The organism is Catenovulum agarivorans YM01 (assembly GCF_000281085.1).
Classification (GTDB): domain Bacteria; phylum Pseudomonadota; class Gammaproteobacteria; order Enterobacterales; family Alteromonadaceae; genus Catenovulum; species Catenovulum agarivorans.
The window spans coordinates 1-22,347 of sequence record NZ_AJWM01000094.1 but is presented as its reverse complement, the minus strand read 5'-3'; the positions used below and the strand labels follow the sequence as shown (position 1 = coordinate 22,347).

General features: G+C 39.7%; 21 protein-coding genes and 1 tRNA gene. 17 read left to right on the top strand and 5 right to left on the bottom strand.

Annotation, left to right across the window (positions count from 1 at the left end):
• From WSC_RS0101930 to WSC_RS0101885, 10 genes are all read left to right on the top strand, one after another.
• On the top strand, window positions 1-358 hold a 358-nt coding region (locus tag WSC_RS0101930), incomplete at its 5' end, for a DUF58 domain-containing protein (protein ID WP_016954225.1).
• A complete protein-coding gene (locus WSC_RS0101925) occupies window positions 351-2,408 on the top strand; it encodes a transglutaminase TgpA family protein (RefSeq protein WP_016954224.1) in 2,058 nt (685 codons plus the stop codon). The genes WSC_RS0101930 and WSC_RS0101925, both read left to right, overlap by 8 nt.
• A gap of 211 nt (window positions 2,409-2,619) precedes the next feature.
• Window positions 2,620-2,985 (top strand): response regulator, encoded by a 366-nt coding sequence (locus tag WSC_RS0101920; RefSeq protein ID WP_016954223.1) that lies wholly within the window; start codon window positions 2,620-2,622, stop codon window positions 2,983-2,985.
• Window positions 2,982-3,596, top strand: coding sequence for a hypothetical protein (locus WSC_RS0101915; protein WP_016954222.1), 615 nt, complete (start codon window positions 2,982-2,984; stop codon window positions 3,594-3,596). Before WSC_RS0101920 ends, WSC_RS0101915 begins: the two co-directional genes overlap by 4 nt.
• A 2-nt stretch (window positions 3,597-3,598) precedes the next feature.
• Entirely contained in the window at window positions 3,599-4,540 is a 942-nt protein-coding gene (locus WSC_RS0101910) for a sensor domain-containing diguanylate cyclase (RefSeq protein WP_016954221.1), read from the top strand.
• 235 nt (window positions 4,541-4,775) lie between these two features.
• Entirely contained in the window at window positions 4,776-7,235 is a 2,460-nt protein-coding gene (gene thrA, locus WSC_RS0101905) for a bifunctional aspartate kinase/homoserine dehydrogenase I (RefSeq protein WP_016954220.1), read from the top strand.
• 12 nt (window positions 7,236-7,247) lie between these two features.
• On the top strand, window positions 7,248-8,201 hold the full coding sequence (gene thrB / locus WSC_RS0101900) for a homoserine kinase (RefSeq protein ID WP_016954219.1): 954 nt from the start codon (window positions 7,248-7,250) through the stop codon (window positions 8,199-8,201).
• Window positions 8,202-9,488, top strand: coding sequence for a threonine synthase (gene thrC, locus WSC_RS0101895; RefSeq protein ID WP_016954218.1), 1,287 nt, complete (start codon window positions 8,202-8,204; stop codon window positions 9,486-9,488).
• 480 nt (window positions 9,489-9,968) lie between these two features.
• Window positions 9,969-10,625, top strand: coding sequence for a uracil-DNA glycosylase (gene ung, locus WSC_RS0101890; protein ID WP_016954217.1), 657 nt, complete (start codon window positions 9,969-9,971; stop codon window positions 10,623-10,625).
• 15 nt (window positions 10,626-10,640) lie between these two features.
• Window positions 10,641-10,946 carry a hypothetical protein gene (locus WSC_RS0101885; protein ID WP_237716270.1) on the top strand — a complete coding sequence of 102 codons (306 nt, stop codon included), beginning with the start codon at window positions 10,641-10,643 and terminating at the stop codon, window positions 10,944-10,946.
• A 66-nt stretch (window positions 10,947-11,012) separates the two neighbouring features.
• Here WSC_RS0101885 and WSC_RS0101880 read toward each other — a convergent pair whose 3' ends face one another.
• On the bottom strand, window positions 11,013-11,198 hold the full coding sequence (locus tag WSC_RS0101880; protein WP_016954215.1) for a DUF3545 family protein: 186 nt from the start codon (window positions 11,196-11,198) through the stop codon (window positions 11,013-11,015).
• Between the two features lie 100 nt (window positions 11,199-11,298).
• Complete coding sequence (locus WSC_RS0101875) at window positions 11,299-12,162, bottom strand: hypothetical protein (protein ID WP_016954214.1); 864 nt, start codon at window positions 12,160-12,162, stop codon at window positions 11,299-11,301.
• 546 nt (window positions 12,163-12,708) lie between these two features.
• On the opposite strand from WSC_RS0101875, the gene mpl reads away from it, so the two are divergent.
• The 7 genes from mpl (at window position 12,709) to msrA (ending at window position 19,370) form a co-directional block, all read left to right on the top strand.
• On the top strand, window positions 12,709-14,061 hold the full coding sequence (gene mpl, locus WSC_RS0101870; RefSeq protein WP_040393653.1) for a UDP-N-acetylmuramate:L-alanyl-gamma-D-glutamyl-meso-diaminopimelate ligase: 1,353 nt from the start codon (window positions 12,709-12,711) through the stop codon (window positions 14,059-14,061).
• Complete coding sequence (locus WSC_RS0101865; protein WP_016954212.1) at window positions 14,061-14,675, top strand: flavin prenyltransferase UbiX; 615 nt, start codon at window positions 14,061-14,063, stop codon at window positions 14,673-14,675. Before mpl ends, WSC_RS0101865 begins: the two co-directional genes overlap by 1 nt.
• 42 nt (window positions 14,676-14,717) lie before the next feature.
• A complete protein-coding gene (locus WSC_RS0101860) occupies window positions 14,718-15,644 on the top strand; it encodes an ABC transporter ATP-binding protein (protein ID WP_016954211.1) in 927 nt (308 codons plus the stop codon).
• Window positions 15,641-16,414 (top strand): ABC transporter permease, encoded by a 774-nt coding sequence (locus WSC_RS0101855; RefSeq protein WP_016954210.1) that lies wholly within the window; start codon window positions 15,641-15,643, stop codon window positions 16,412-16,414. Before WSC_RS0101860 ends, WSC_RS0101855 begins: the two co-directional genes overlap by 4 nt.
• Window positions 16,414-17,082 (top strand): tRNA (guanine(46)-N(7))-methyltransferase TrmB, encoded by a 669-nt coding sequence (trmB, locus tag WSC_RS0101850; RefSeq protein ID WP_016954209.1) that lies wholly within the window; start codon window positions 16,414-16,416, stop codon window positions 17,080-17,082. Before WSC_RS0101855 ends, trmB begins: the two co-directional genes overlap by 1 nt.
• A 131-nt stretch (window positions 17,083-17,213) precedes the next feature.
• A complete protein-coding gene (locus WSC_RS0101845) occupies window positions 17,214-18,830 on the top strand; it encodes a methyl-accepting chemotaxis protein (RefSeq protein WP_016954208.1) in 1,617 nt (538 codons plus the stop codon).
• Between the two features lie 18 nt (window positions 18,831-18,848).
• The gene (gene msrA, locus WSC_RS0101840) at window positions 18,849-19,370 is read left to right on the top strand and encodes a peptide-methionine (S)-S-oxide reductase MsrA (protein WP_016954207.1); all 522 of its coding nucleotides are present in this window, start codon (window positions 18,849-18,851) and stop codon (window positions 19,368-19,370) included.
• 35 nt (window positions 19,371-19,405) lie between these two features.
• On the opposite strand, the gene WSC_RS0101835 is transcribed toward msrA, so the two are convergent.
• From WSC_RS0101835 to WSC_RS0101825, 3 genes are all read right to left on the bottom strand, one after another.
• The gene (locus tag WSC_RS0101835; RefSeq protein ID WP_016954206.1) at window positions 19,406-20,395 is read right to left on the bottom strand and encodes an ion channel; all 990 of its coding nucleotides are present in this window, start codon (window positions 20,393-20,395) and stop codon (window positions 19,406-19,408) included.
• A gap of 80 nt (window positions 20,396-20,475) precedes the next feature.
• The gene (locus tag WSC_RS21575; protein WP_016954205.1) at window positions 20,476-22,146 is read right to left on the bottom strand and encodes a response regulator; all 1,671 of its coding nucleotides are present in this window, start codon (window positions 22,144-22,146) and stop codon (window positions 20,476-20,478) included.
• Window positions 22,147-22,261: 115 nt separating this feature from the next.
• Window positions 22,262-22,346, bottom strand: a tRNA-Tyr gene (locus WSC_RS0101825).
• Window position 22,347 lies beyond the last annotated feature (1 nt).

The window sequence follows — 22,347 nt, the reverse complement described above, 5'->3', positions numbered from 1 at the left end:
TAACCGACTAGATAAACAAACTGCGATATTTTCCGATGAGTTTAGCCATTTAAGTGGTTACAAACCTGGAGATTTGCCGTCACGCATTGTTTGGAAAAAATTACTACCACAGCGGCCATTACAAGTTAAACGTTTTGCCGGTGAACAAAGCGAATTGATTAAATATTCGTTAAACGATCTTGCAGGTGATTTAGAGCATAAACTGGCTTGTATCACATGGTTAGTTATGCAAGCGCATCAAAATACTTGGTTGTATCAAGTGGAATTGCCTAACAAGGTATTGTTAGCAAATCGTAGTGAGCAACAATATTTGCAAATTCTTCAGGCTATTGCTTTGGTTGGTCAACACAATGGATAAAAGCAAAGCCGTTTCTAATATTGCACTAATTGCAACAGCCGCCGGTGTGTGTTTGTTGTCGCTGATGATGAGCCAACAACTTGGTTGGTTTAGTTTTGCTTTTGTATTGTGTTGTAGTTTGTATCGACTCTGGCTGATTGACAATAACAACTACAATGCATCTAAATGGTTGAGTAAGTTATTCTACTTATTGGCAATTGTATTAGTTGGTTCGTCGGCGATTTCAGGTAACTTAATCGCTACTTTATTGAGCATGTTGGTTGTCGCACAAGGATTGACCTTATTAACCCTAAAACAAGTTAGGGGTTTATATACCATTTGTTGGGTTCAATTCTTTTTAACTACTGCGAGTATGATGTACTTGCAGAGCATGCATTTGGCATTTGTATTATTTGCGCTTAATTTTCTAATTCTGTTTGCGATTTATTCTGTTTATCACCCAAGTTTAACAAAGCAGCAGAGCTTAGCTCATGTGCATAAAGTAGCTAAGTTGGTGGTGGTGGCATTACCTATCTGTTTGTTGTTATTTGCATTAATGCCAAGATTACCCCCATTATGGAAAATGCCTAAACCACCAACAGAAACTCGAGGTTTGCAAGAACAGCTAAAGCTGGGGGATATTGCACGGCTGAGTCGTTCAGAAGAACTTGCGTTTAGAGTGACATTTGATAATCAAGCCGTTGAGCGAACACAAATGTATTGGCGTGCGTTAACGCTTGACCAGTTCGATGGGGAAACTTGGCAGCAGAGTGAACTGAAAAAAAATATTACTAAATTTGCCCAGATCAAAAAACGTGATTTACGCAAAACTAAGTTAGTTGCACAAAAGCCAACTGAGCTAATTTCATATCAAGTCATCGCAGAAGCGAGTTATCAACCTTGGTTGTTTAATCTAGATCTTGGTTTTAGCCAAGACAATAATGTCTTGCATATGTCTGATTTTTCGCTGATTTACCATCAAGACTTACGGCAAAAATTACAATATTCAGCTTATTCTGTGGTAAATGAAGCCTTAACAGAAACACACAATATACAACCGAGTGTGGGTTTAGATTCATATTTGCAGTTGCCCGCACATCAACCAAACCCAAAAACACAAGCTTGGTTACAAGAGCTAAAACAACTGAACACGGATAACCCAAGCTTAATTGCTGCAGTGTTAGACTATTTTAATCAGCAAGCTTTTTATTATACCTTGAGCCCTAGTCGATTATCACAGCCAATCATAGATAACTTTTTATTTAATACTCGAGAAGGTTTTTGTGAACATTATGCCAGTGCCTTTGCATATGTGATGCGCTTGGCGGGGATTCCAAGTCGGTTGGTGATTGGTTATTTAGGTGGGGAACATAATCCAAGTGGTGACTATTTCAGTATTTATCAATTTGATGCACACGCTTGGGTAGAGGTGTATTTACAAGGACAGTGGCGTCGTGTAGACCCAACTTCATATGTTGCGCCCGAGCGGATTACGCAAAACTTGCAGCAAACTCTTGGTCGCGACGAATTTTTGCCAGACAGCTTGTTCTCGTTATACCACTATGATCAAATTCCTTTGGTGAACGATGCGCGTTTATTGTTGGCAAATATAGATTATCAATGGACACGTTGGATATTAAATTACGATATCAACAAACAAAAAAAACTACTCAAACAATTATTTGGCGACAATCAAGTATGGCGTACCTTAATGTTAATTACTGTGGTGGTCGTCACTTTAATCGTCATTACGCTGATTGCATTGTGGTTGAACCGGCATAAACAAGCGCAATTATATTGGCAAATAGAATATCGCCGAGCGTGTAAAGCGCTGCAACATCTGGATATTGAAAACCACAGTAAATTAACCCCACTGCAGATTTTAGCAATGCTGCAACATAAGCCTGCTAGTATCAAACAAAGTTGGCAGCAAATTTGTGTGGTTTTAGACCAAATTTTATATCAACAACCACAAAGAAATGAGCAGGCTAAAAATAAAAAGCAACTTAAACAGGCTGTTAGTAACTTTCTACGCAAGGTAAGAAAACAACAATCAATTAATCAAAGCTAATTGAATGCAGTAGTAGACATCAATGTTTATACTGTTACAATTGTGTTAACGTTTTCGCTGGTTAGTTGTAAGCATTAATTGTTGAGACTGCAAAATATACAGTTTTTTGTAGAAAAATTAGCTCAATGGCTTGTAATTAACCCTGTGTTGAGTCAAAAATACCGGTTTGGTAAGCATAGAAAAATAACAACTACTAAAAGAGAAGTATTTAATGAGCATTCCTGTACTAATTTGTGACGATTCAGCCCTAGCTAGAAAGCAAGTGAAAAAGAGCCTGCCAAGTGAATGGGATGTGGAAGTCCAGTTCGCCACTAATGGTCGAGAAGCTTTGGAAGTGTTGCGCGAAAAGCAAATTGGTGTGTTATTTTTGGATTTAACTATGCCAGAAATCGACGGTGTAGGAGTGCTTGAAGCTAATCACGCCGAAAAACTTGTCGACTTTATCATTGTTGTGTCAGCGGATATTCAGCCGGAAATGCAAAGTAGAGTTTCAGAACTTGGTGCACTGGCTTTTATTCAAAAACCGGTAAATACAACTAAACTTACAGAAATACTCCAGCAATACGGATTGTTATGAACGATATAACGTTAACTGAAGATCAAAGAGACTGCTTACAAGAGCTAATTAATGTTGCTATGGGCCAAGCCAGCGACAAGCTAGCGCGTTACTTGCAGACCTTTGTTCACTTACAAGTACCTTATATAGAGCTAATTGATTCAACTGTATTACCTGAACGTTTTGCCGAAACTTATGCGGAAGAGGGTGTATCTCTGGTTAGCCAGGGGTTCTACGGTGAAAAAGGTATTTTGGGTGAATCATTATTGATCTATAAGTCGCACGATGCGCATGGTATAGCTGAAATACTAGGTTATGAACCAGATGATGTGTCTGAAGTTGAACAACTGACTGACATCAGCTCTATTTTAACCACCACTTTTTTAAATGGTTTGGCTGAACAAATAGACAATCAGCTTGCGTATAGCGCACCAAGAGTTGTTTCTTCGATGGAAACTCCGTTAGAACAGCATTTACAGCAATTGTCATTTAACTGGGATTTAGCTCTTAAAGTTGATATCAGCTATCAAGTGGTGGATTTTTCGTTTAATTGTGACATGGTGTTATTAATACCAGGTGAAGCGATTAAAAATATTCAGAAAGTGTTAGATCAAATTTTAGACGAGTTTTAATTTTGGATGTAGCAGCGGTTCAATCACAATTAATCGAAAGAATTAATTCGGGTGTGCTGGTTGTAGACCAAAATTGCTGCTTGTTGTACTTCAATCGATTTATGGAATCGCATAGCCTGTTACAAGCCAGTGAAGTAATAGGCAAAAACCTGTTTGATATCTTCCCTGATGCGCCGCAGCGTTGGTTACAACGTAAAATTCAAAGTGTATTTATGCTCAACACACCTGCGTTTAGTTCGTGGGAGCAACGCCAATTCGTTTTTAAAATGCGCCACGCTCGGCCGGTAACCACCAGTAGTGAATATATGGCACAAAATATCACCTTTATCCCAATTTGTAGTGATGGTCAAAGTGAACCAGACAAAGTTGGTATAATTGTCGAAGATATGACGGATGTTTTTTTCTATCAACAAAAGCTCAAAGACACTTTAAAAGAATTAGAAGAAGTTAGCCGCACTGATGGCTTAACTAAAGTCAGTAACCGACGCTACTGGGAAGAGCGCTTTCGAATTGAGTTTGAAACCGCCCAGCGCCACGAGCATGATTTATCCTTAATCATGTTTGATTTGGACAAGTTTAAACGTATTAATGACGAATACGGCCATCAAGCAGGTGATTTAGTTTTAGTTAAAGCAACTGAGTTAGTTCAGCAAATATTGCGCAAAGGCGACTTGTTAGGCCGGTATGGCGGTGAAGAATTTGGCATTATATTGCCAAACACAGCAGACAAAGGGGCGTACGAATTGGCTGAGCGCATTCGCAGTCAATTTTCATTATTAACCATGCAGCACGATAACCGTAGCATTAATGCGACTATGAGTATGGGCATTTGCCAATTTGATAGCAGGTTCACTCGATTTGAAGACATGGTTACGCGCGCTGATTTAGCCTTGTATCAATCGAAAAGAGAAGGCCGCAACCAAGTTACTATATATCAGGCGTGAAATTTGTGTGAATACTGTGCAATCGCTTAAATATTGATTGACAGACAGCGGCAGATCAGGCACAGTTTCGCCCCATGAAAAAATGCGCAATTAACACCATTACCGTCATTACAACCATTACCTTTATTTAAGGGGTGGTCGCTGGCTGTTGCGCTAAAGAAATCGAATCAATGCAAAAGCCCGTGACCCAAAAGGTCACGGGCTTTTTTGTCTGAAAGATAGGGTAAAAAAATACATGCAAGTATTAAAGTTTGGTGGTTCATCATTAGCGGACGCACAACGCTACAAAGTCGTACGTGATATCGTCCTAGATAAACAAAAATCAGCTAACACAGCTGTGGTCTTGTCTGCACCTAAAGGTGTTACAAATAATTTAGTTGCTTTAGTAGATGCTGCAATTGCAGGTTTATCTACGACAGACTTAATGGCGCAACTAGAAAACACCATTCATTCAATTATCAACGACTTAACCGCTGAATACCCTAACTATGACAAAGCTCATGTTGCTGGGATTGCAGCAGAAAAATTCACTTTTTTAGCTAACAGATTAAAAGGCATTAGCTTATTGGGCGAATGCCCTGAGTCAGTTAATGCCAGCATTATTTGTTTAGGCGAATTTATCAGTGTGGAAATTTTTGCAGCCCTTGTGCGTGTTAGTGATGTACAAGCAACTGTAATTAACCCAACTAAATTGATTGTTGCGCATGGTGGATTTTTAGAATCACAAGCTGATATTGAAGCAAGCCGTAAATTGTTTGCCGCATCGCCATTACCACAAACCGGCGTTTGGGTAATGCCAGGTTTCTGTGCACAAAATGCAGCAGGCGAGTTAGTGACTTTAGGTCGTAACGGTTCAGATTATAGCGCAGCGATTTTAGCTGCTTGTATTGATGCAGAAGTGTGTGAAATTTGGACAGACGTTGATGGTGTATATAACGCTGATCCAAACAAAGTATACAATGCGCAATTGGTTGAGCAGTTGTCTTATCAAGAGGCGATGGAGCTTTCTTATTTTGGTGCTAAAGTATTACATCCAAAAACCATTGGCCCAATTGCGCAATATCACATTCCTTGCCGCATTCGCAACACGCTAAACCCAGTTGCACCAGGTACTTTAATTACCAATGAAAGCACTGACGGTGACCATGTGGTTAAAGGTATTTCAACCTTAAACGATGTAACTATGGTCAATGTTGCAGGTCCAGGTATGAAAGGCATGGTTGGCATGGCGAGCCGTATTTTTGATGCAATCTCTCGTGCTAAAATTTCAGTTGTATTAATTACCCAATCTTCTTCTGAATATAGCATTAGTTTTTGTATTCATTCGTCAGACTCAAGCCGTGCGCAAGATGTGTTAGAGCAAGAATTCGAATTAGAATTATCTAACCAATTATTAGAGCCAATTGAATTTCGTGACCATTTGTCAGTTGTTTCAATTGTGGGTGATGGCATGCGAATGCACAAAGGCATTGCTGCTAAGTTTTTTGCATCACTTTCACAAACTAATGTAAATATTGTCGCGATTGCCCAAGGCTCTTCTGAGCGTTCAATTTCAGCCGTTATTGAAGGTAAAAAAGCACAAGATGCAATTAAAGTAACGCATCAAAACTTCTTTACTAATTTACATGTTATCGATGCATTCATGGTTGGTTGTGGCACTGTCGGTAAAGCGCTTATTCAGCAGTTGACTAAACAGCAACCTATCTTAAAAGCGCGTAATATCAGCTTACAAGTTTATGGCATCGCCAACAGCCGCAAAATGGCAGTTGATAATGCAGGTTTAAATTTAGCTGAATGGCAACAAGCGTTAGAAAACGGCCAAAGTAAATTTACCCTTGAAAACTTAAAACGTTTTGTTTCAGATAATCATTTAATCAATCCAGTGATTATTGACTGTACCAGTAATGAAAGCATTGCTGACCAATATGCTGATTTCTTAGCAGCTGGTTTCCACGTGGTTACACCAAACAAAAAAGCCAATACTTCAAGCATGGCGTTTTATCACCAAATTCGTGAAGCTGCAGCTGAAACCAATCGTCGTTTCTTATACGAAACCAACGTAGGTGCAGGTTTGCCAGTTATTGATACTTTGCAAAGTTTAATCAGCGCTGGTGATGAATTAATTGGTTTCCAAGGTATTTTGTCTGGCTCATTGTCATTTATCTTCGGTAAATTGGACGAAGGTATGAGCTTGTCACAGGCAACCGCAATTGCACGTGACAATGGTTTCACAGAACCTGATCCACGTGATGATTTAAGTGGTATGGACGTTGCGCGTAAATTATTAATTATGGCGCGTGAAGCTGGCATGGAAATGGAATTGTCGGATATTGACGTTGAGTCAGTATTACCAGCTGACTTTAACGCTGACGGTTCTATTGACGAGTTTATGACTAACTTGCCAAAAGCCGATGCGCATTACCAAGCATTAATAGAGTCTGCTAAAGAAAAAGGCCAAGTATTGCGTTACGTTGGTATTATCGAAGATGGCAAATGTCGTTGTAGCATTCAAGCTGTTGGTGCTGAGCACCCACTATATGCGATTAAAGATGGTGAAAATGCATTAGCAATTCACAGCTTGTATTATCAACCAATTCCGTTAGTTATCCGTGGTTATGGTGCGGGTGCTGATGTAACAGCCGCTGGTGTATTCGCAGACTTAATGCGTACTATGCCGTGGAAACGTGAAGTTTAATTGGGGTTGATTATGTCTGTAACTGCATATGCACCAGCTTCTACCGGTAATGTCAGCTTAGGTTTTGATATTCTAGGTTTAGCGCTAAAACCGATTGATGGCAGCTTATTGGGCGACAGAGTGACTGTTGTTCAAGAACAAGAGTCGTTTAGTTTGACCAACGCGGGCCGCTTTGCGCATAAATTGCCAAGCGACGCTACACAAAACATAGTTTACGATTGTTTTTTAGGTTTTAAAGCAGCACTGGCTGATTTAGGTATTGACGTTCGCCCAGTAGAAATGGTGTTAGAAAAGAATTTACCAATCGGTAGTGGCTTAGGCTCATCGGCTAGCTCAATTGTTGCAGCGCTTGCTGCACTAAATGGTTTTTATGGTAATCCGTTAAACCAAGAGCAATTGCTTCGATTAATGGGCAAATTAGAAGGTCAAATTAGCGGTAGCATTCACTATGATAATGTAGCACCCTGTTATTTAGGTGGCTTGCAGTTAATGGTTGAATCAGACGAGCAAATCAGCTTGGCTTTACCTGTATTTGACGACTGGTATTGGGTAATTTGTTATTCAGGTGCAAGTGTTTCTACGGCCGCTGCACGTGAAATTTTACCAAAAGAGTACGACCGTGCGACTACAATTAACTTTGGTCGCCAACTTGCCGTATTTGTTGATGCTTTGCATAGAAAAGACAAAGTACTTGCAGCACAAATGATGCAAGACGTTATTGCAGAGCCTTATCGTAAATCTTTATTACAGAACTTTGATGCGGGCCGCTCGTTTGCTGAAGAGCAAGGTGCTTTGGCGTTTGGTATTTCAGGTTCAGGGCCAACTGTGTTTGCTGCGGTTGAATCGTTAGAAGCAGCAGAAGCGATTAAACAATGGTTGGTTGATAATTATATTCAGAATGAAGATGGGTTTGCTCATGTATGCCACGTTGATGGTCAAGGCACCCAGGTTTCAGAGGACGTATAAGTGGAATTAGTAAACTTAAAAGACGCAACTGAAGTTGTTAGTTTTTCACAAGCTGTAAAACAAGGTTTGGGCCGTAACCAAGGTTTGTTTTTCCCTAAATCTATCCCTGCTTTAGGCGATGTAGATGCTTTATTAGAAATGCCTTTTCAACAGCGTAGTGTTGAAATTTTAAATGCATTAATTGGCGATGAGTTAGGCCGAGACACGGTTGAAACTTTGGTGACCAACGCATTTCAATTTACTGCGCCGTTAGCACACGTTAAAGACAATGTGTATTCACTAGAGCTTTTCCATGGCCCTACATTAGCGTTTAAAGATTTTGGCGCACGCTTCTTGGCACAATGTTTAGCGCATTTAACTGGTGAAGGCGAGCCAATTACTATTTTAACTGCAACCTCTGGTGATACAGGTGCGGCAGTTGCGCATGCTTTCCATGGTTTGGCTAACATTAATGTGGTTATCTTGTACCCTAAAGGTATGGTGAGCCCACTGCAGGAAAAACAATTTTCAACTTTAGGTGATAACATCTTAACTGTTGAAGTTGATGGCCCATTTGACGATTGCCAAGCATTAGTTAAACAGGCTTTCGACGATAAAGAAGTACGTGAGCAATTACATTTAAACTCTGCAAACTCAATTAATATTGCACGTTTATTAGCGCAAGTTTGTTATTACTTTGAAGCATTAGCTCAGTTGCCTGCGGAAGATCGCGCGAAAGCGGTTATCTCTGTGCCTAGTGGTAACTTTGGTAACTTAGCTGCGGCTATGATTGCTAAAACCATGGGTTTACCAATTAAGCGTTTTGTTGCTTCTACAAATGCCAATGACACTGTACCTCGTTATTTGTTGTCTGGCTTATGGGAGCCGAAGAAAACTGTAGCAACTATGTCGAATGCTATGGACATTAGTTCACCAAACAATTGGCCACGAATCGAAGCTATGATTGAGCAAGGTATTGTTGATAAAGCTTTGTTATCTGCTGAGAGTGTTGATGAAGATTACACGCAAATTGGTGTTAAGCAGTTAAATGAGATGGGCTATTTAAGTGAGCCACATGCAGCTGTTGCTTACAAAGCATTGAAGCGTCAGTTAGCTGATGATGAGATTGGTATTTTCTTAGGTACTGCGCATCCAGCTAAGTTTAAGGAAACAGTTGAGAACATTTTGGGCACACCTGTAGCATTGCCAAAAGCTTTGGCTGATGTTGCGAATAAAGAAGTGTTGTCAGATGCGTTAACCGCTGATTTTAGTAAGCTTAAAGAGTATATGTTTACTAAGTTAGGTTAATGATCTAAGTAGTTAGATATTGTTTTAGAGAAATGCCCGAAAGGGCATTTTTTTTAGGTGTTGATTGTAAAGATAGGTGCAAATTTGCATAACTCCTAGAGCATAATTTTCGGAAAGATGCTGTGAACACTTCCATGTGCGCTTCGCTTTATCATCCCTGAAAAAGAGACTTTCCTCTAAATCATTGCTCTAGTATTTATGCAAATAGCCTGGACTTGAGTTGATGGGAATGTAGAAGGTAAATTGGGGCGGCGGTTGCAAGGCGAAATTATGCAATGAGTTATCGATCTCGGAAGGGCAAACAACGAAGAACTAATATAAGTCAGTGGATGATTAGGAGCAAAACTTCAAACGTCTTGGATGACGTTTGCGAGCGCACAAGGAGGTGTTTACAGCGATTTTGCGATAATTATCCACTGGCTTATATAGACGTCGACTCTGCAGAATAAACTAAAGTATTTAAATTTATAGGTAGCGAATATGAATTGGACTGATGTACTCGGTGAAGAAAAACAACAAGCATATTTTCAACAGATTATGCAATTTGTCCAAAGCGAGCGTGATGTGGGCAAAACGGTTTACCCAGCACAAGCTGATGTTTTTAATGCTTTTAAAGTTACAGAGTTAGATAAAATAAAAGTTGTGATATTAGGGCAAGACCCTTACCACGGTCCAAACCAAGCACATGGTTTAAGTTTTTCAGTTCTACCCGGCATTAAAACACCACCGTCTTTGGTGAATATGTACAAAGAGCTAGCAACAGATATCGAGGGTTTTCAAATTCCTCAGACAGGTTATTTATTACCTTGGGCTGAGCAAGGCGTATTTTTGCTCAATACTGTATTAACCGTAGAAGAGGGTAAAGCGCATTCGCACGCTAAATGTGGTTGGGAGTTATTTACCGATAAAGTGATCGCTGCAGTTAATCAGCATACAGATAAAGTTGTATTTATGCTTTGGGGCGCTCATGCGCAGAAAAAAGGCCAACAGATAGATAGAAATAAACATTTAGTGTTAACAGCGCCACATCCATCACCACTATCGGCGCATCGCGGCTTTTTCGGCTGTCGCCACTTTAGCCAAGCAAATCAGTATTTACTGCAAAATGGCAAAACACCAATTGATTGGAATTTATAGCCGAAACTGTCACTTATGAAATGTCCTGAATGCAAACAAAATGGAATTAGTCTCTTCGCTAAATTACTCACATTTTTGGAACTAGATTGCCGTTGTATGAAATGTGGTACTTTATTTCAATTAAATAAAGGATTGTCTTTATTACTAAACGTATTACTGGAAGGCGCAATCATAATTGCAATTGTGTATGCTTTTGCTAACTTACAGCCAATTATTGCATACGTAGGCACCTTGCTTGGTTTTGTTGCTATCTTCTTTTTAGTTGCTTTGCTGCCAATAAAAGTAAAATCTAAACTAAGGCGGTCTAGGTTAGATAGATAATTCGGAGTGAGTAGCACCAACAAAGTTAGTGCTACTTGTTTTAATCGCTGATAGCTGAGTTTTAACTTAAGCAGCACTATCGCTTGTGTTGGCAAATTGACCGAACTCGTCAAATTCTTCTAATTCTTTATATAAGTTTCGTTGATCTAAAATGGCTTCAATTTCGCGCCATTTGCGCTTTTTGTTGGTTTTGCTTGAGGTAGATTTTGAAGATTGTTGCTCTGAGTAGTAATTGTCGACTGCTAATTCCATTGTTCACTCCTTGCTTAGAGTTGAAGTTTAAAATAAGTCCGCGTTGGTAAAGTTAGTCGACTTACATGACCAAATTATTAACCTTTTATTAATAATAAAATCACTGACAGTTTATCGCTTCTCTAAACCACCTTTTGCCATCTAAAAACAATTTAGTATCACCCTCATGAGTAAGGGTATATTGGCTAATACGCCCATCATTAAAGTACAATTCGAGTGTGCCAGAATTTAAGTTGCCGCTTGTCCGCCATTGGCCGCCGTCCTTCGAAGCAAAAGCGCCGCTAGCGCCACCACCAAAACCACCAGAGTTAAAACTCTTATAGAATGTATTATTGCCACACAGCCAAATATACTGTTCCTCGGTATAACCAGAACTTGTATAGAAGTAAGTCAATTTCCGGTTGGATAAATGTGGGTACCAGGCGTTGTGCTGTAAAGGCGCTGCTTGGACATTTTCGAACACGATTGAACTGGCGATTTGCCGTGTGGTTTGTTCTAACGCAGACTTGTCTTGGTTCGTAGCTATGCCGACTGCTGAAATCGCCCAACCGACATCACCTACAACAGAAATGACTAGAGCAAATTTGTCGTTGGACTGAGCGACTGAATAGCTCGCTTCAATTTGTGTTTTATCGATAACAGTAACTTGTCCTTTGGGGACTAAAACAAAGCCATCACCAAAATCTATCGATTCAGACATTTGTTGTTTTAAGTTATTTAAATCAATTTGCTGCGCTATCAGCAATACATTCTGACTGGCAGACACTGTCGATTGCATAACAAATACTTCACTGTTTTGCGGCAGTATGCCTTGCCATTGTTCGGGAATTGAAAAAGTGGCGTTGATATCAGCTACAGATAGCTCGATTGGGCCACTATACAGTTTACCGACTTGTAAAGTTTGCGCGCTTAAACTGCCACATACTGAGCACAAGATTGTAAGCAGGTATTTTGACAAGCTCATAATGCAGCTCCAATTATACTGACCTCTAAACTATAGCTGCAAAATTAAGCTCTGCCTTTATTCCAATCACTCTTTCGCAAATTTAGCAATTGCACAATTGCCAAAGGGGCTGGGTTGGATTCACTAAAAACAGAACCTACTTTTCAGGGATGAAAAGTCGGAGCGTCCAGGGGTTGTGTTTACAGCGTTTCTGTTTTATTGGATGTAAGCCAGGCTCTGGGCATGTTGTATATTATTCACCAGACGCTGAATTTAACACCATAACGAAGGTTTAGGATTAGATTCACTAGAAACAGAACCTACTTTTCAGGGATGAAAAGTCGGAGCGCACAGGGATTGTGTTTACAGCGTTTCTGTTTTAGTGAATGTAAACCTGACCCTGAGCATATTGCACATAATTCACCATACATAATCCAACACTAGCTCTGAATATATTGCACTCAGCCTTTATAAAAACAGCTAAATTTCCTAACACTGATCCTTTCACCACAGATAGCTGGTATTATTTACACCCAATGAAAACAACCAACAAATACACGGATTATCATGCATATACATATCTTGGGCATTTGCGGAACATTTATGGGCGGTTTAGCCGTTCTAGCCAAAGAATTGGGCTACAAAGTAACAGGCTCAGATTTAAATGTTTACCCTCCTATGAGCACCCAGCTCGAAGCACAAGGTATTGAACTCATTCAAGGTTACGACCCTGCACAGCTTGATATCAACCCAGATCTAGTGGTTATCGGCAATGCTATGTCACGGGGTAATCCAGTGGTGGAAGCTGTACTAGATAAAAACATCCCTTACATATCTGGGCCACAATGGTTGTTTGAACATGTATTAAAAGACAAATGGGTATTGGCTGTTGCCGGTACACACGGTAAAACTACCACATCGAGCATGCTGGCTTGGATACTCGAACACACAGGCTGCAAACCCGGATTTTTAATTGGCGGGGTGGCGAATAACTTTGCGATATCCGCTCGTTTAGGTGATTCAATCTTTTTTGTAATTGAAGCCGACGAATACGACAGTGCCTTTTTTGATAAACGCAGTAAGTTTGTCCACTACCATCCACGCACATTAATTTTGAATAATCTAGAATTTGATCACGCGGACATATTTGAAAACCTCGCGGCCATTAAAAAACAGTTCCATCATTTGGTTCGTATTGTGCCGCAATCAGGTTTGATTATTAGCCATCAAAACGATGCTAATGTTGAAGACACGCTGGCAATGGGCTGCTGGAGTGAACAAAATAAAATCGGCAAAGAGTGGTCGTACAAAGCTGTTAGCCCAGACTGCACGCAAATTGAAATTTATTTTAACCATGAGTTACAAGGGCAACTCAATTGGCAATTATTAGGCGAGCACAATGCACACAATGCATTGATGGCCATTATTGCGGCACGCCATGCTGGGGTTAAACCTGTAGACGCTATTGCTGCATTAGCTGAATTTAAAAACGTCAAACGCCGTTTAGAAAAAATCGGTGAAGTAAATTCAATTAGTGTTTTTGATGATTTTGCTCATCACCCAACAGCAATTACCACCACGCTGCAAGGGGTTGTTGCCAATAATCAAACAGGGAGAGTGATTGCTGTGTTAGAGCCTAGATCAAATACCATGAAAATGGGTTTCCATAAACAAGAGCTTTCCGAGTCACTCAATTTAGCTGATGCTGTATTTTTGTATCAAGACCCAGGATTAAAATGGTCACTAGATGAAGTAACGCAAAATTTAACCCAGCACAACTTAGTCTGTGCAAACGTTGACGAGCTCGCAGTTAAAATTGCAGATTACGCATTACCTAACGACAAAATAGTGGTTATGAGTAATGGTGGTTTTGGCGGTATTCATCAAAAAATTATCAAAGCATTGGAGCAAAAAGCTTAATGGCACAACAACAAATAACCTTAGCACTCACTGGCGCATCAGGTATGCCGTATGCGCTAAAGTTATTACAAGCTTTGGTTAAAGCTAATTGGCAAGTACATTTGCTAATTTCATCGGCTGCCAAAGTGGTATTAAAAACCGAAAGTGAGTTAGATATACCTAGCCAGCCGAAAGCTGCACAGGCGTTTTTAACCGAATATTGCCAAGCTCAGCCTGAACAAATTTTGTGTTATGGCAAAGATGATTGGTTTTCGCCGGTTGCATCTGGCTCTGCTGCCCCCAAATCTATGGTGATCTGTCCATGTTCTATGGGCACAGTTTCCGCGGTTACGCATGGCGCAAGTGATAATTTAATTGAGCGTGCGGCAGATGTTGTGATCAAAGAAAAAGGTCAACTGATTATAGTGCCGCGCGAAATGCCGTTTTCAGCCATTCATTTAGACAATATGGCTAAACTTGCACATTTAGGTGTGACTGTTATGCCGGCAAACCCAGGGTTTTATCACGCCCCCAAAACAATTGATGATTTAGTTGAGTTTGTTGTGGCACGCATTTTAGACCATATAGGTGTGGCACAAACTATGGTTAAACCTTGGGGCTACAAAGCTAAATAACCTGAGCTCAGGTTAAATAAATGGAAGAGTGAAAATAACATTATGAATGCATTGGAAATTTCACAGTTAAAAAAAGTATACAAAGGCCAAGTTGAAGCGCTAAAGGGCATAGATTTAACTGTAGCTGAAGGCGATTTTTTTGCGTTACTTGGGCCAAACGGTGCGGGTAAATCAACCACAATTGGTATATTAACCGCGCTGGTAAACAAAACTTCAGGTCAGGTAAAAGTATTTGGCCACGATTTAGACACAGAATTAGAGTTAGCTAAATCGCACATAGGTTTAGTGCCACAAGAATTCAATTTCAACCAGTTTGAAACTGTGCAACAAATTGTGGTTAACCAAGCTGGTTATTATGGGGTTGAGCGTAGAATTGCGATAGAACGCAGTGAAACTTACCTTAAACAAACGGATTTATGGGAAAAGCGTAATACACCCGCGCGTAACTTATCGGGCGGTATGAAACGACGCTTAATGATAGCACGCGCTATGATGCATCAGCCCAAACTACTGATTTTGGATGAACCAACCGCAGGGGTGGATATTGAAATTCGCCGTTCAATGTGGAAGTTTTTGCAAGAAATTAACCAAAGTGGTGTCACCATTATTTTAACCACGCATTATCTAGAAGAAGCTGAAAGTTTATGCCGCAATATCGCCATTATCGACAAAGGACTGATTATTGAAAATACCAGTATGAAAGCTTTATTAAGCAAGTTATCGGTGGAAACCTTTATATTAGATTTAGCTAAAGATGTGAACGAACTAACTTTAACTTCAGCTAAATCTCAGCTAGTTGATGCGCATACTTTGCAGGTGGAAATTAACAAAGGTGAAGCGCTCAATCAGGTATTTGCCGAATTATCTAATTTAGGCATCAAGGTTTTGAGTATGCGCAATAAGAGTAATCGCTTAGAAGAGCTTTTTGTTAATTTGGTTGAACAAGGTAAACAACAGGAATCAGTATGATCAAAGCAAATTATTGGATTGCGCTACAAAGCATAGTTTATAAAGAATGTAATAGATTTTTACGTATCTGGGTACAAACTCTAGTGCCGCCAGCCATTACCATGACTTTATACTTTGTCGTATTTGGTAGCTTAATAGGTCGCCGCGTAGGAGAGGTTGATGGCTTCGAATACGTAGAATTTATGATGCCAGGTTTAATTATGTTATCTGTTATCAACAACGCTTATTCAAATGTATCGTCATCGTTTTTTAGCGCCAAATTTCAACGCAATATTGAAGAATTGTTAGTTGCCCCTGTTCCTACTTGGGTGATTGTCTGGGGTTATGTCTTAGGTGGTGTCTTACGAGCCGTATTAGTAGGTGCTATTGTCACAGCCGTTGCGCTGTTTTTTGTTGATATTCAAATTCATAACTTTTGGGTAATTGTCACTACCTTATTACTGACCGCTATTTTGTTTGCTTTGGGTGGTTTGATTAATGCTGTATATGCAAAAACCTTTGATGACATTAGTATAGTACCAACTTTTATATTGTCGCCGCTGACCTACCTTGGTGGGGTATTCTTTTCGGTTTCTATGTTACCGGGTTTTTGGCAGCATGTTAGTCAAGCTAACCCGATTATTTATATGGTTAATGCCTTTAGGTATGGCTTTTTAGGTATTTCAGACATTAACTTAACTGTGGCCTACAGTATATTGATTGGTTTGACCCTAGTGTTGTTTACAACAGCAACTATGTTAATTAAAAAAGGCGTTGGGATAAGACATTAATGCAAGCAAACTCTCGAGCAATTGTATCTAACCAACAAGGTTTACATAAAGACCTAGAGTCAATTGTATTGAAACACAAAAACAGTCAATTCTTAAAACCTGTTGCTGAGCATTCGCAGCTGGCATTTGAACAAATTTGCCAGTTTGTTGAATTCAATCCAGCAGATAAATCTGTTAGCAAAGCTATTATTTTCGACGCCTGTTGTGGGGTGGGCGAGAGTAGTCGCCAATTAGCGCAAAAGAATCCTGAGCATTGGGTTATAGGGGTTGATAAGTCAGCCGATAGGCTTAATCGTCAAGGCCGTGAAGATTACCCTAATCTGTTGCTGTTACGAGCCGATTTAAACGATTTGTATCGTTTATTGGCCGACAGTCAAATGCCCATAGATCAACACAAAATTTATTACCCCAATCCTTGGCCAAAAAGTCAGCATATTAAAAGACGTTGGCACGGCGCGCCTGTATTTAAACAACTCATACAAATTTCTTCTAATATTGAACTGCGTTCCAATTGGCCTATTTATTTACAAGAATTTCAAGCAAGTTTAGAAATTTATGGGATAATGAGCCACTTACACACCTTGGACAATCCTGTTCCTGCTATCACACCTTTTGAAGCTAAATATCACGCCAGTGGTCAGACCCTTTATTGTCTGCAAACTCTGTGATTTTTAAGCCTTTTATTAATAATTTTTGCACTAAAAATTTTGCTTAAACTTATATGTTGACTAAGCTTTTATAAAGGCAAAGTAGCCAATCCGTATTTTGGATGCTAATGAACGATTAGCTAGGAATTAGTATGAATATCCATAGTATTAGAATAAAAAGCTCATGGCCAATTGTCGCTTTGAGTGTTGCATTGTTATTTGTTTTTTTTACTCTATCGCAATTGATGTCGATGCAAGAAGATGCACTTAAAGCTCAATCAGAAAAATTCTTAAAATCGATAGCTGTTGTGTTAAATGCCGACCGAGATTTATATCAAGCCAAAGTAGCAGAGTTAAATATTCTCAACCAAGTTGGTGATAAGGCTACTAATAACCAAGACAGGCGTGAAAATGCATTACAGGTGAAACAGCGCTTTGAAGCCTACAAAAGGTATTTGGCAGATTTTCCTGATGTTGTTGGTCGTTTTAATGACTTTGATACTTTATTCAACGATTGGTATAAAGCGTCTGATGCTATGGTACAACAGAGTTTCGCTAGTGAAGCCGATAAACAGCGAGTTATTGCTGCAACGGATAAGAAATTTGAAGCGTTACGCTCAATTTTAGATAAAGCAGGCGAAGCCGCTGAAAAGAAATCAGACGATTTAAATGCGCAACTAAAAAGTGAAGTGAGTGCCTTTAAGCAAACCGCAATTGTAATTGCGCTGATAGTTCTAGCTGTTGCTGCTTGGTTTAGCTATATCATTCCAAAAAATTTAACTGAGCAAATTGACAATTTAACCAATCAAATACAACAGATTGCTTCAGGCAATGGTGATCTAACCAAACAAATTGTTGTGCGTAGTAAAGACGAGTTTGGCGAATTAGCCACACAATTTAATAATTTTGTTGGTAATTTACGCCACCTTATTCAGTCTATATTGGAACAATCGAATAAATTAGCTGATTTAACCGACACTTTGCATCAATCCTCTTCACGCACCAAAACCATCACGCAAACTTTAAATAAAGCGTCTGACTCTATTGTTAGTGCAGTGCATGAAATGAATTTATCAAATAAAGAAATGTCGCAAGTTGCCAGTGGCAGTGCAGAAGAAGCAGAGCAGTCGACTAAAAAAGCACAACAAGGTTTATTAGTGGTTAAAGCCTCAAATGAAATCATTAAACAGCTGTCGGTGGATATGGAAACTGCATTATCTTCGTCAGGTGAGTTAGAAAAAAGTTCAGCTGACATAGCTTCAGTGTTAGATGTTATTCGCAGTATTGCTGAACAAACTAATTTATTAGCGTTAAACGCGGCAATAGAGGCGGCGCGTGCGGGTGAACAAGGCCGAGGCTTTGCCGTGGTTGCCGATGAAGTTAGAACCTTAGCAACCCGCACTCAAGAAAGTACTAATCATATTCAAGATATGATTGCACAATTACAACAAAACGTTGATAAATCGGCTCACGCTATTAACAGTGGTAAGTCTAACGTTGATAAAACCATCGAAAGCTTTTCACAAACAAATCAGGTGTTTGAAGGTTTATTGAAATCGGCCAATGTCGTCAGTGAATTGTCATCACAAACTGCACAAGCGACCGAAGAACAAAGTGTGGTAGCGGATGACATTAGCCAAAATTTGTTTGCACTTAATGACCAAAGCCAAGCAGCGAATGAAATTGCCCACACTGGCGAAGATTTAGCGCGTGATATTGGTAAATTATCGGGAGCGTTAAATAAAATGGTTAACCGATTTACTGTTTAAATATGTAAAGGAGTACCTGTGGAAAAAATTATTCTTGCTGGCGGCTGCTTTTGGTGTATTGAAGCTGCCTTTAATCGCTTAAAGGGAGTTGGCAGTGCCATTTCTGGGTATTGTGGAGGCAGCGAACAAACTGCAAATTATAAAGATGTGTGCAGCGGTTTAACAGAACATGCTGAAGCGGTTGAAATAACTTATGATCCGAACTTGATTGACTTAGTCTCTTTGTTGGAGGTGTTTTTTAGCATACATGATCCAACACAAACGAATAGACAGGGCAATGATATTGGTCCGCAGTATCGTAGTGCCATTTTTTGTGTGTCGCAGAAACAGCTGCAGTTGTCGCAAGACTATATCCATTTGATACAGAGTAAATTTAGTGCGCCTATCGTCACTCAAGTTGTACCTGCCCAACCTTTTTTCCCTGCTGAGGCCTATCACCAGCAGTACTTTGTGGAAAACTCACAGCAAGGGTATTGCCAATTTGTGGTGGCTCCTAAACTACAGAAATTCACAGAGATGTTTGCTGACAAGCTAAAATAAACTATTCCTAAGCCTGCAAGGGCTTAGGTAAAATCCTAACGGGTCATTTTCTTTACAAAAACGACTACGAATAAAGCCATGGTAAAACTGCCAGTGAAAGCTTCACAGGCGGCAATAACTCTGGATGGTCCAGTTGGGGTAATGTCGCCATACCCAAGTGTAGTAAAGGTCACTACGCTATAATACAGCGCACTAAAAAACTCACTAATGTTCTGCGTCCATACTTGCTCGCGACTAAATTGAATTCTGTCTTCACCAAAATTAACCCCAAGTACAAAATACAAACAAGCACAGGTAAAAATTAGCATCATTGAAAATGCAATTACATTTGCAGGTCTTTCACCATAACCACAAAATAAGTCTACCAACTTAGATACAATACGCTCGCGTGAAAATTTTGCCATTTGCATACGACGCATAGTTAATTCTTTATGGATGCAGTAGCCCGTTAAATCAAACAAACCTTGGTACTCAGATGCTTTACGGACGTCTCGGTATATTTCTTCTGCTTGTTCAAAGTTATCTAACGCAACATCGGTTTTACCTTGTTTCATCGCTTCAATTGCGGTTTTTTCTTGAATAAGTTTGCTGCCTAACTGAATGTTGTCAATTTTGGTTTGAATGAGTTTAGCACCGAGCAAATTCGTGTTTTGTAGTTTAGCGCAATGCAAATTAGCTTCGGTTAAATCAGTTTTCATCAGCGAACCGCCATCTAAACGAATATTAAATAGATGGGCGCCGCGCATATTTGCACGATAAAAATCGGAACCGGAAAAATCGTAACCTAAGCTACTACCACGCCTAACTAAGTTGACGCTTTCAAGATTGGCGTATTTCAGCTGTAAACCTTGGGTAATTCCACCACTGCTAGCATAGCGCTCTAACTTATCGGTGAGCTCCATGCCTTTTTTGTCAAAGGTTGGGTCGTGCCAAAAACAAAATCCATTACCCATATCTACTTCTTGGCAAAAACTACCATCTGGCGCACAGTACTTGCAGGTACCAAATTTGTTATTGTCTTGCATAGGAAATCTTCGTTATTTAGTTATATTTGTCGCTAAAACCTTTACTCTAAGCCTAATGCAAGCTTCAGGTAACGCAAGTTTTAACGCCATTTTTTCTGTGGCGGATTTAATTTTTCCATCAAGCTATGATATTGTTTTTCTAGCTCTTTATATCGTTCGAACTGTTTACTCGGTAGCTCAATACCTTCAAGCGCTTGAAAGGCACTTTTTATCCGTTTCATTAAATCTTCAGGTTGCTTTTCACTCACTTCAATAAGTTTAATAATCGCCAGAATTAAGTTGAGTGTACCACCTGTATGTAAAGGGGCATATTTCAACGCGCTATCAAACTGATGTAGGGCAATTATGTAATCTTGCTTTTTATAGGCTTCAATACCCGCTTGATTAAGTTGTTTAAAACCTCGCTGGCGCTTTTTATTCTCTTGTTTTAAATGGTTTATTGTATTTTTAATAAAGGGGTTATTATTGACTTGTTCATTCTTACACTCATCAGATATTTGGTCTGCTAATTCATATTCACCCATTTTGTAGAGCAAACTGAGTTTGTCGGCAGCAAATGGGTCTTCTGTTGCATGTTCATCTTGTGCGTGTGCAGACATTACTTTGAATAATTGTTTTTTGGCATTGATCAAATGCTTATCCATAGCTTCAAGTCGAGCGTTACATAAGGTCTCGAATACGTTATAGCTGGTTGCATCGGTAATTAATTCGTCTTGTTTTGCCCGTTGGAGCGCCAGCACAGCTTCTTGTTTTAGTTTATTTTGTTCGGATTTTTCTTCACTATGTTCAGCCGCATTAATTGTCGCTCGAATATAATTGAGCAAATGTACGCTATCTTGTTGAATTGATTTTCGAGTCATATCCAAAATTGCTTTGCAGGCATCTTTGGCAATATCGTACATATGACTTGATTGGGCAATTTGGCATAACCTATATTGTCGGGTGACGGAATAAGGCGACAATTCAGTTGCGCGGATCGCCATTTCAAGCGAGTGGGTTAAATCACCTTTAGCGTGAAATGCTTCAGCCATCAAATCGTATGAGTCGATAATCATCGGTGCTTGTTTCATCACTTCAGTCGCTAAGACTATGGCTTCTTGATATTTGCCTTGGTGGTGGTAAGTTCGGGCGAGCTGAATTTGCCCCCAAGTATAGGGTTTAACTTTTAATAACTGAGTGAGTAAATATTCAGCTTGTTCATAGTGTTTTTGTTTGCACAGCAATTCGGCTAGCAAATTATTACAGAAATTTCGGTATCTATTATTTTCACTGATAAGCCGTTTGCATTCAGCCATAGCCAGCTCAAAATTTTCTTCGTGCATGGCTTTGTATACAGGCAATAAATTAGAACGTTTGTGCAGAGCTTTATCTAATCTATGTTTCAACACATTTTGTGAAAATGGCTTCATAACATAGTCGTCAGGCTGTAGTTCGATTGCGCCAAGTACCATAGGTCTATGATTTTCACCCGTGACCATTATGGTTATGCAATGTGCGGGAACGAGTTTTTTTGTACGAATTTCTTCTATAACTTGACGACCATTTTTTCTATGACCACCTAAATTATAATCAACTAGCACAAAGTCAAAGTCGTGGTTTTTTGTGGCGGATATAGCTGCTTCACCATTCGTGACCATTTGCACATCTTTTACACCCAAATTGAGCAGTATGCCTTTCAGCATAATTTGAAATGGACGCTGATCATCTACAACTAAAAAGCGTTTGTCCTTGTAAGGTGTTCCTGACTGCATAAGAATCTTATGATAAAAACGAATGTCTTGAGTATTTACTGTTATGCGGTAGCTTTCAAGTTGCTTTGGGATAAAGTTGCTGAAGAATATTTTGAGACGTGTGTTATAAGAAAAGTGGTGGAGGGGGCTGGATTCGAACCAGCGAAGGCAGAGCCGTCAGATTTACAGTCTGATCCCTTTGGCCACTCGGGAACCCCTCCG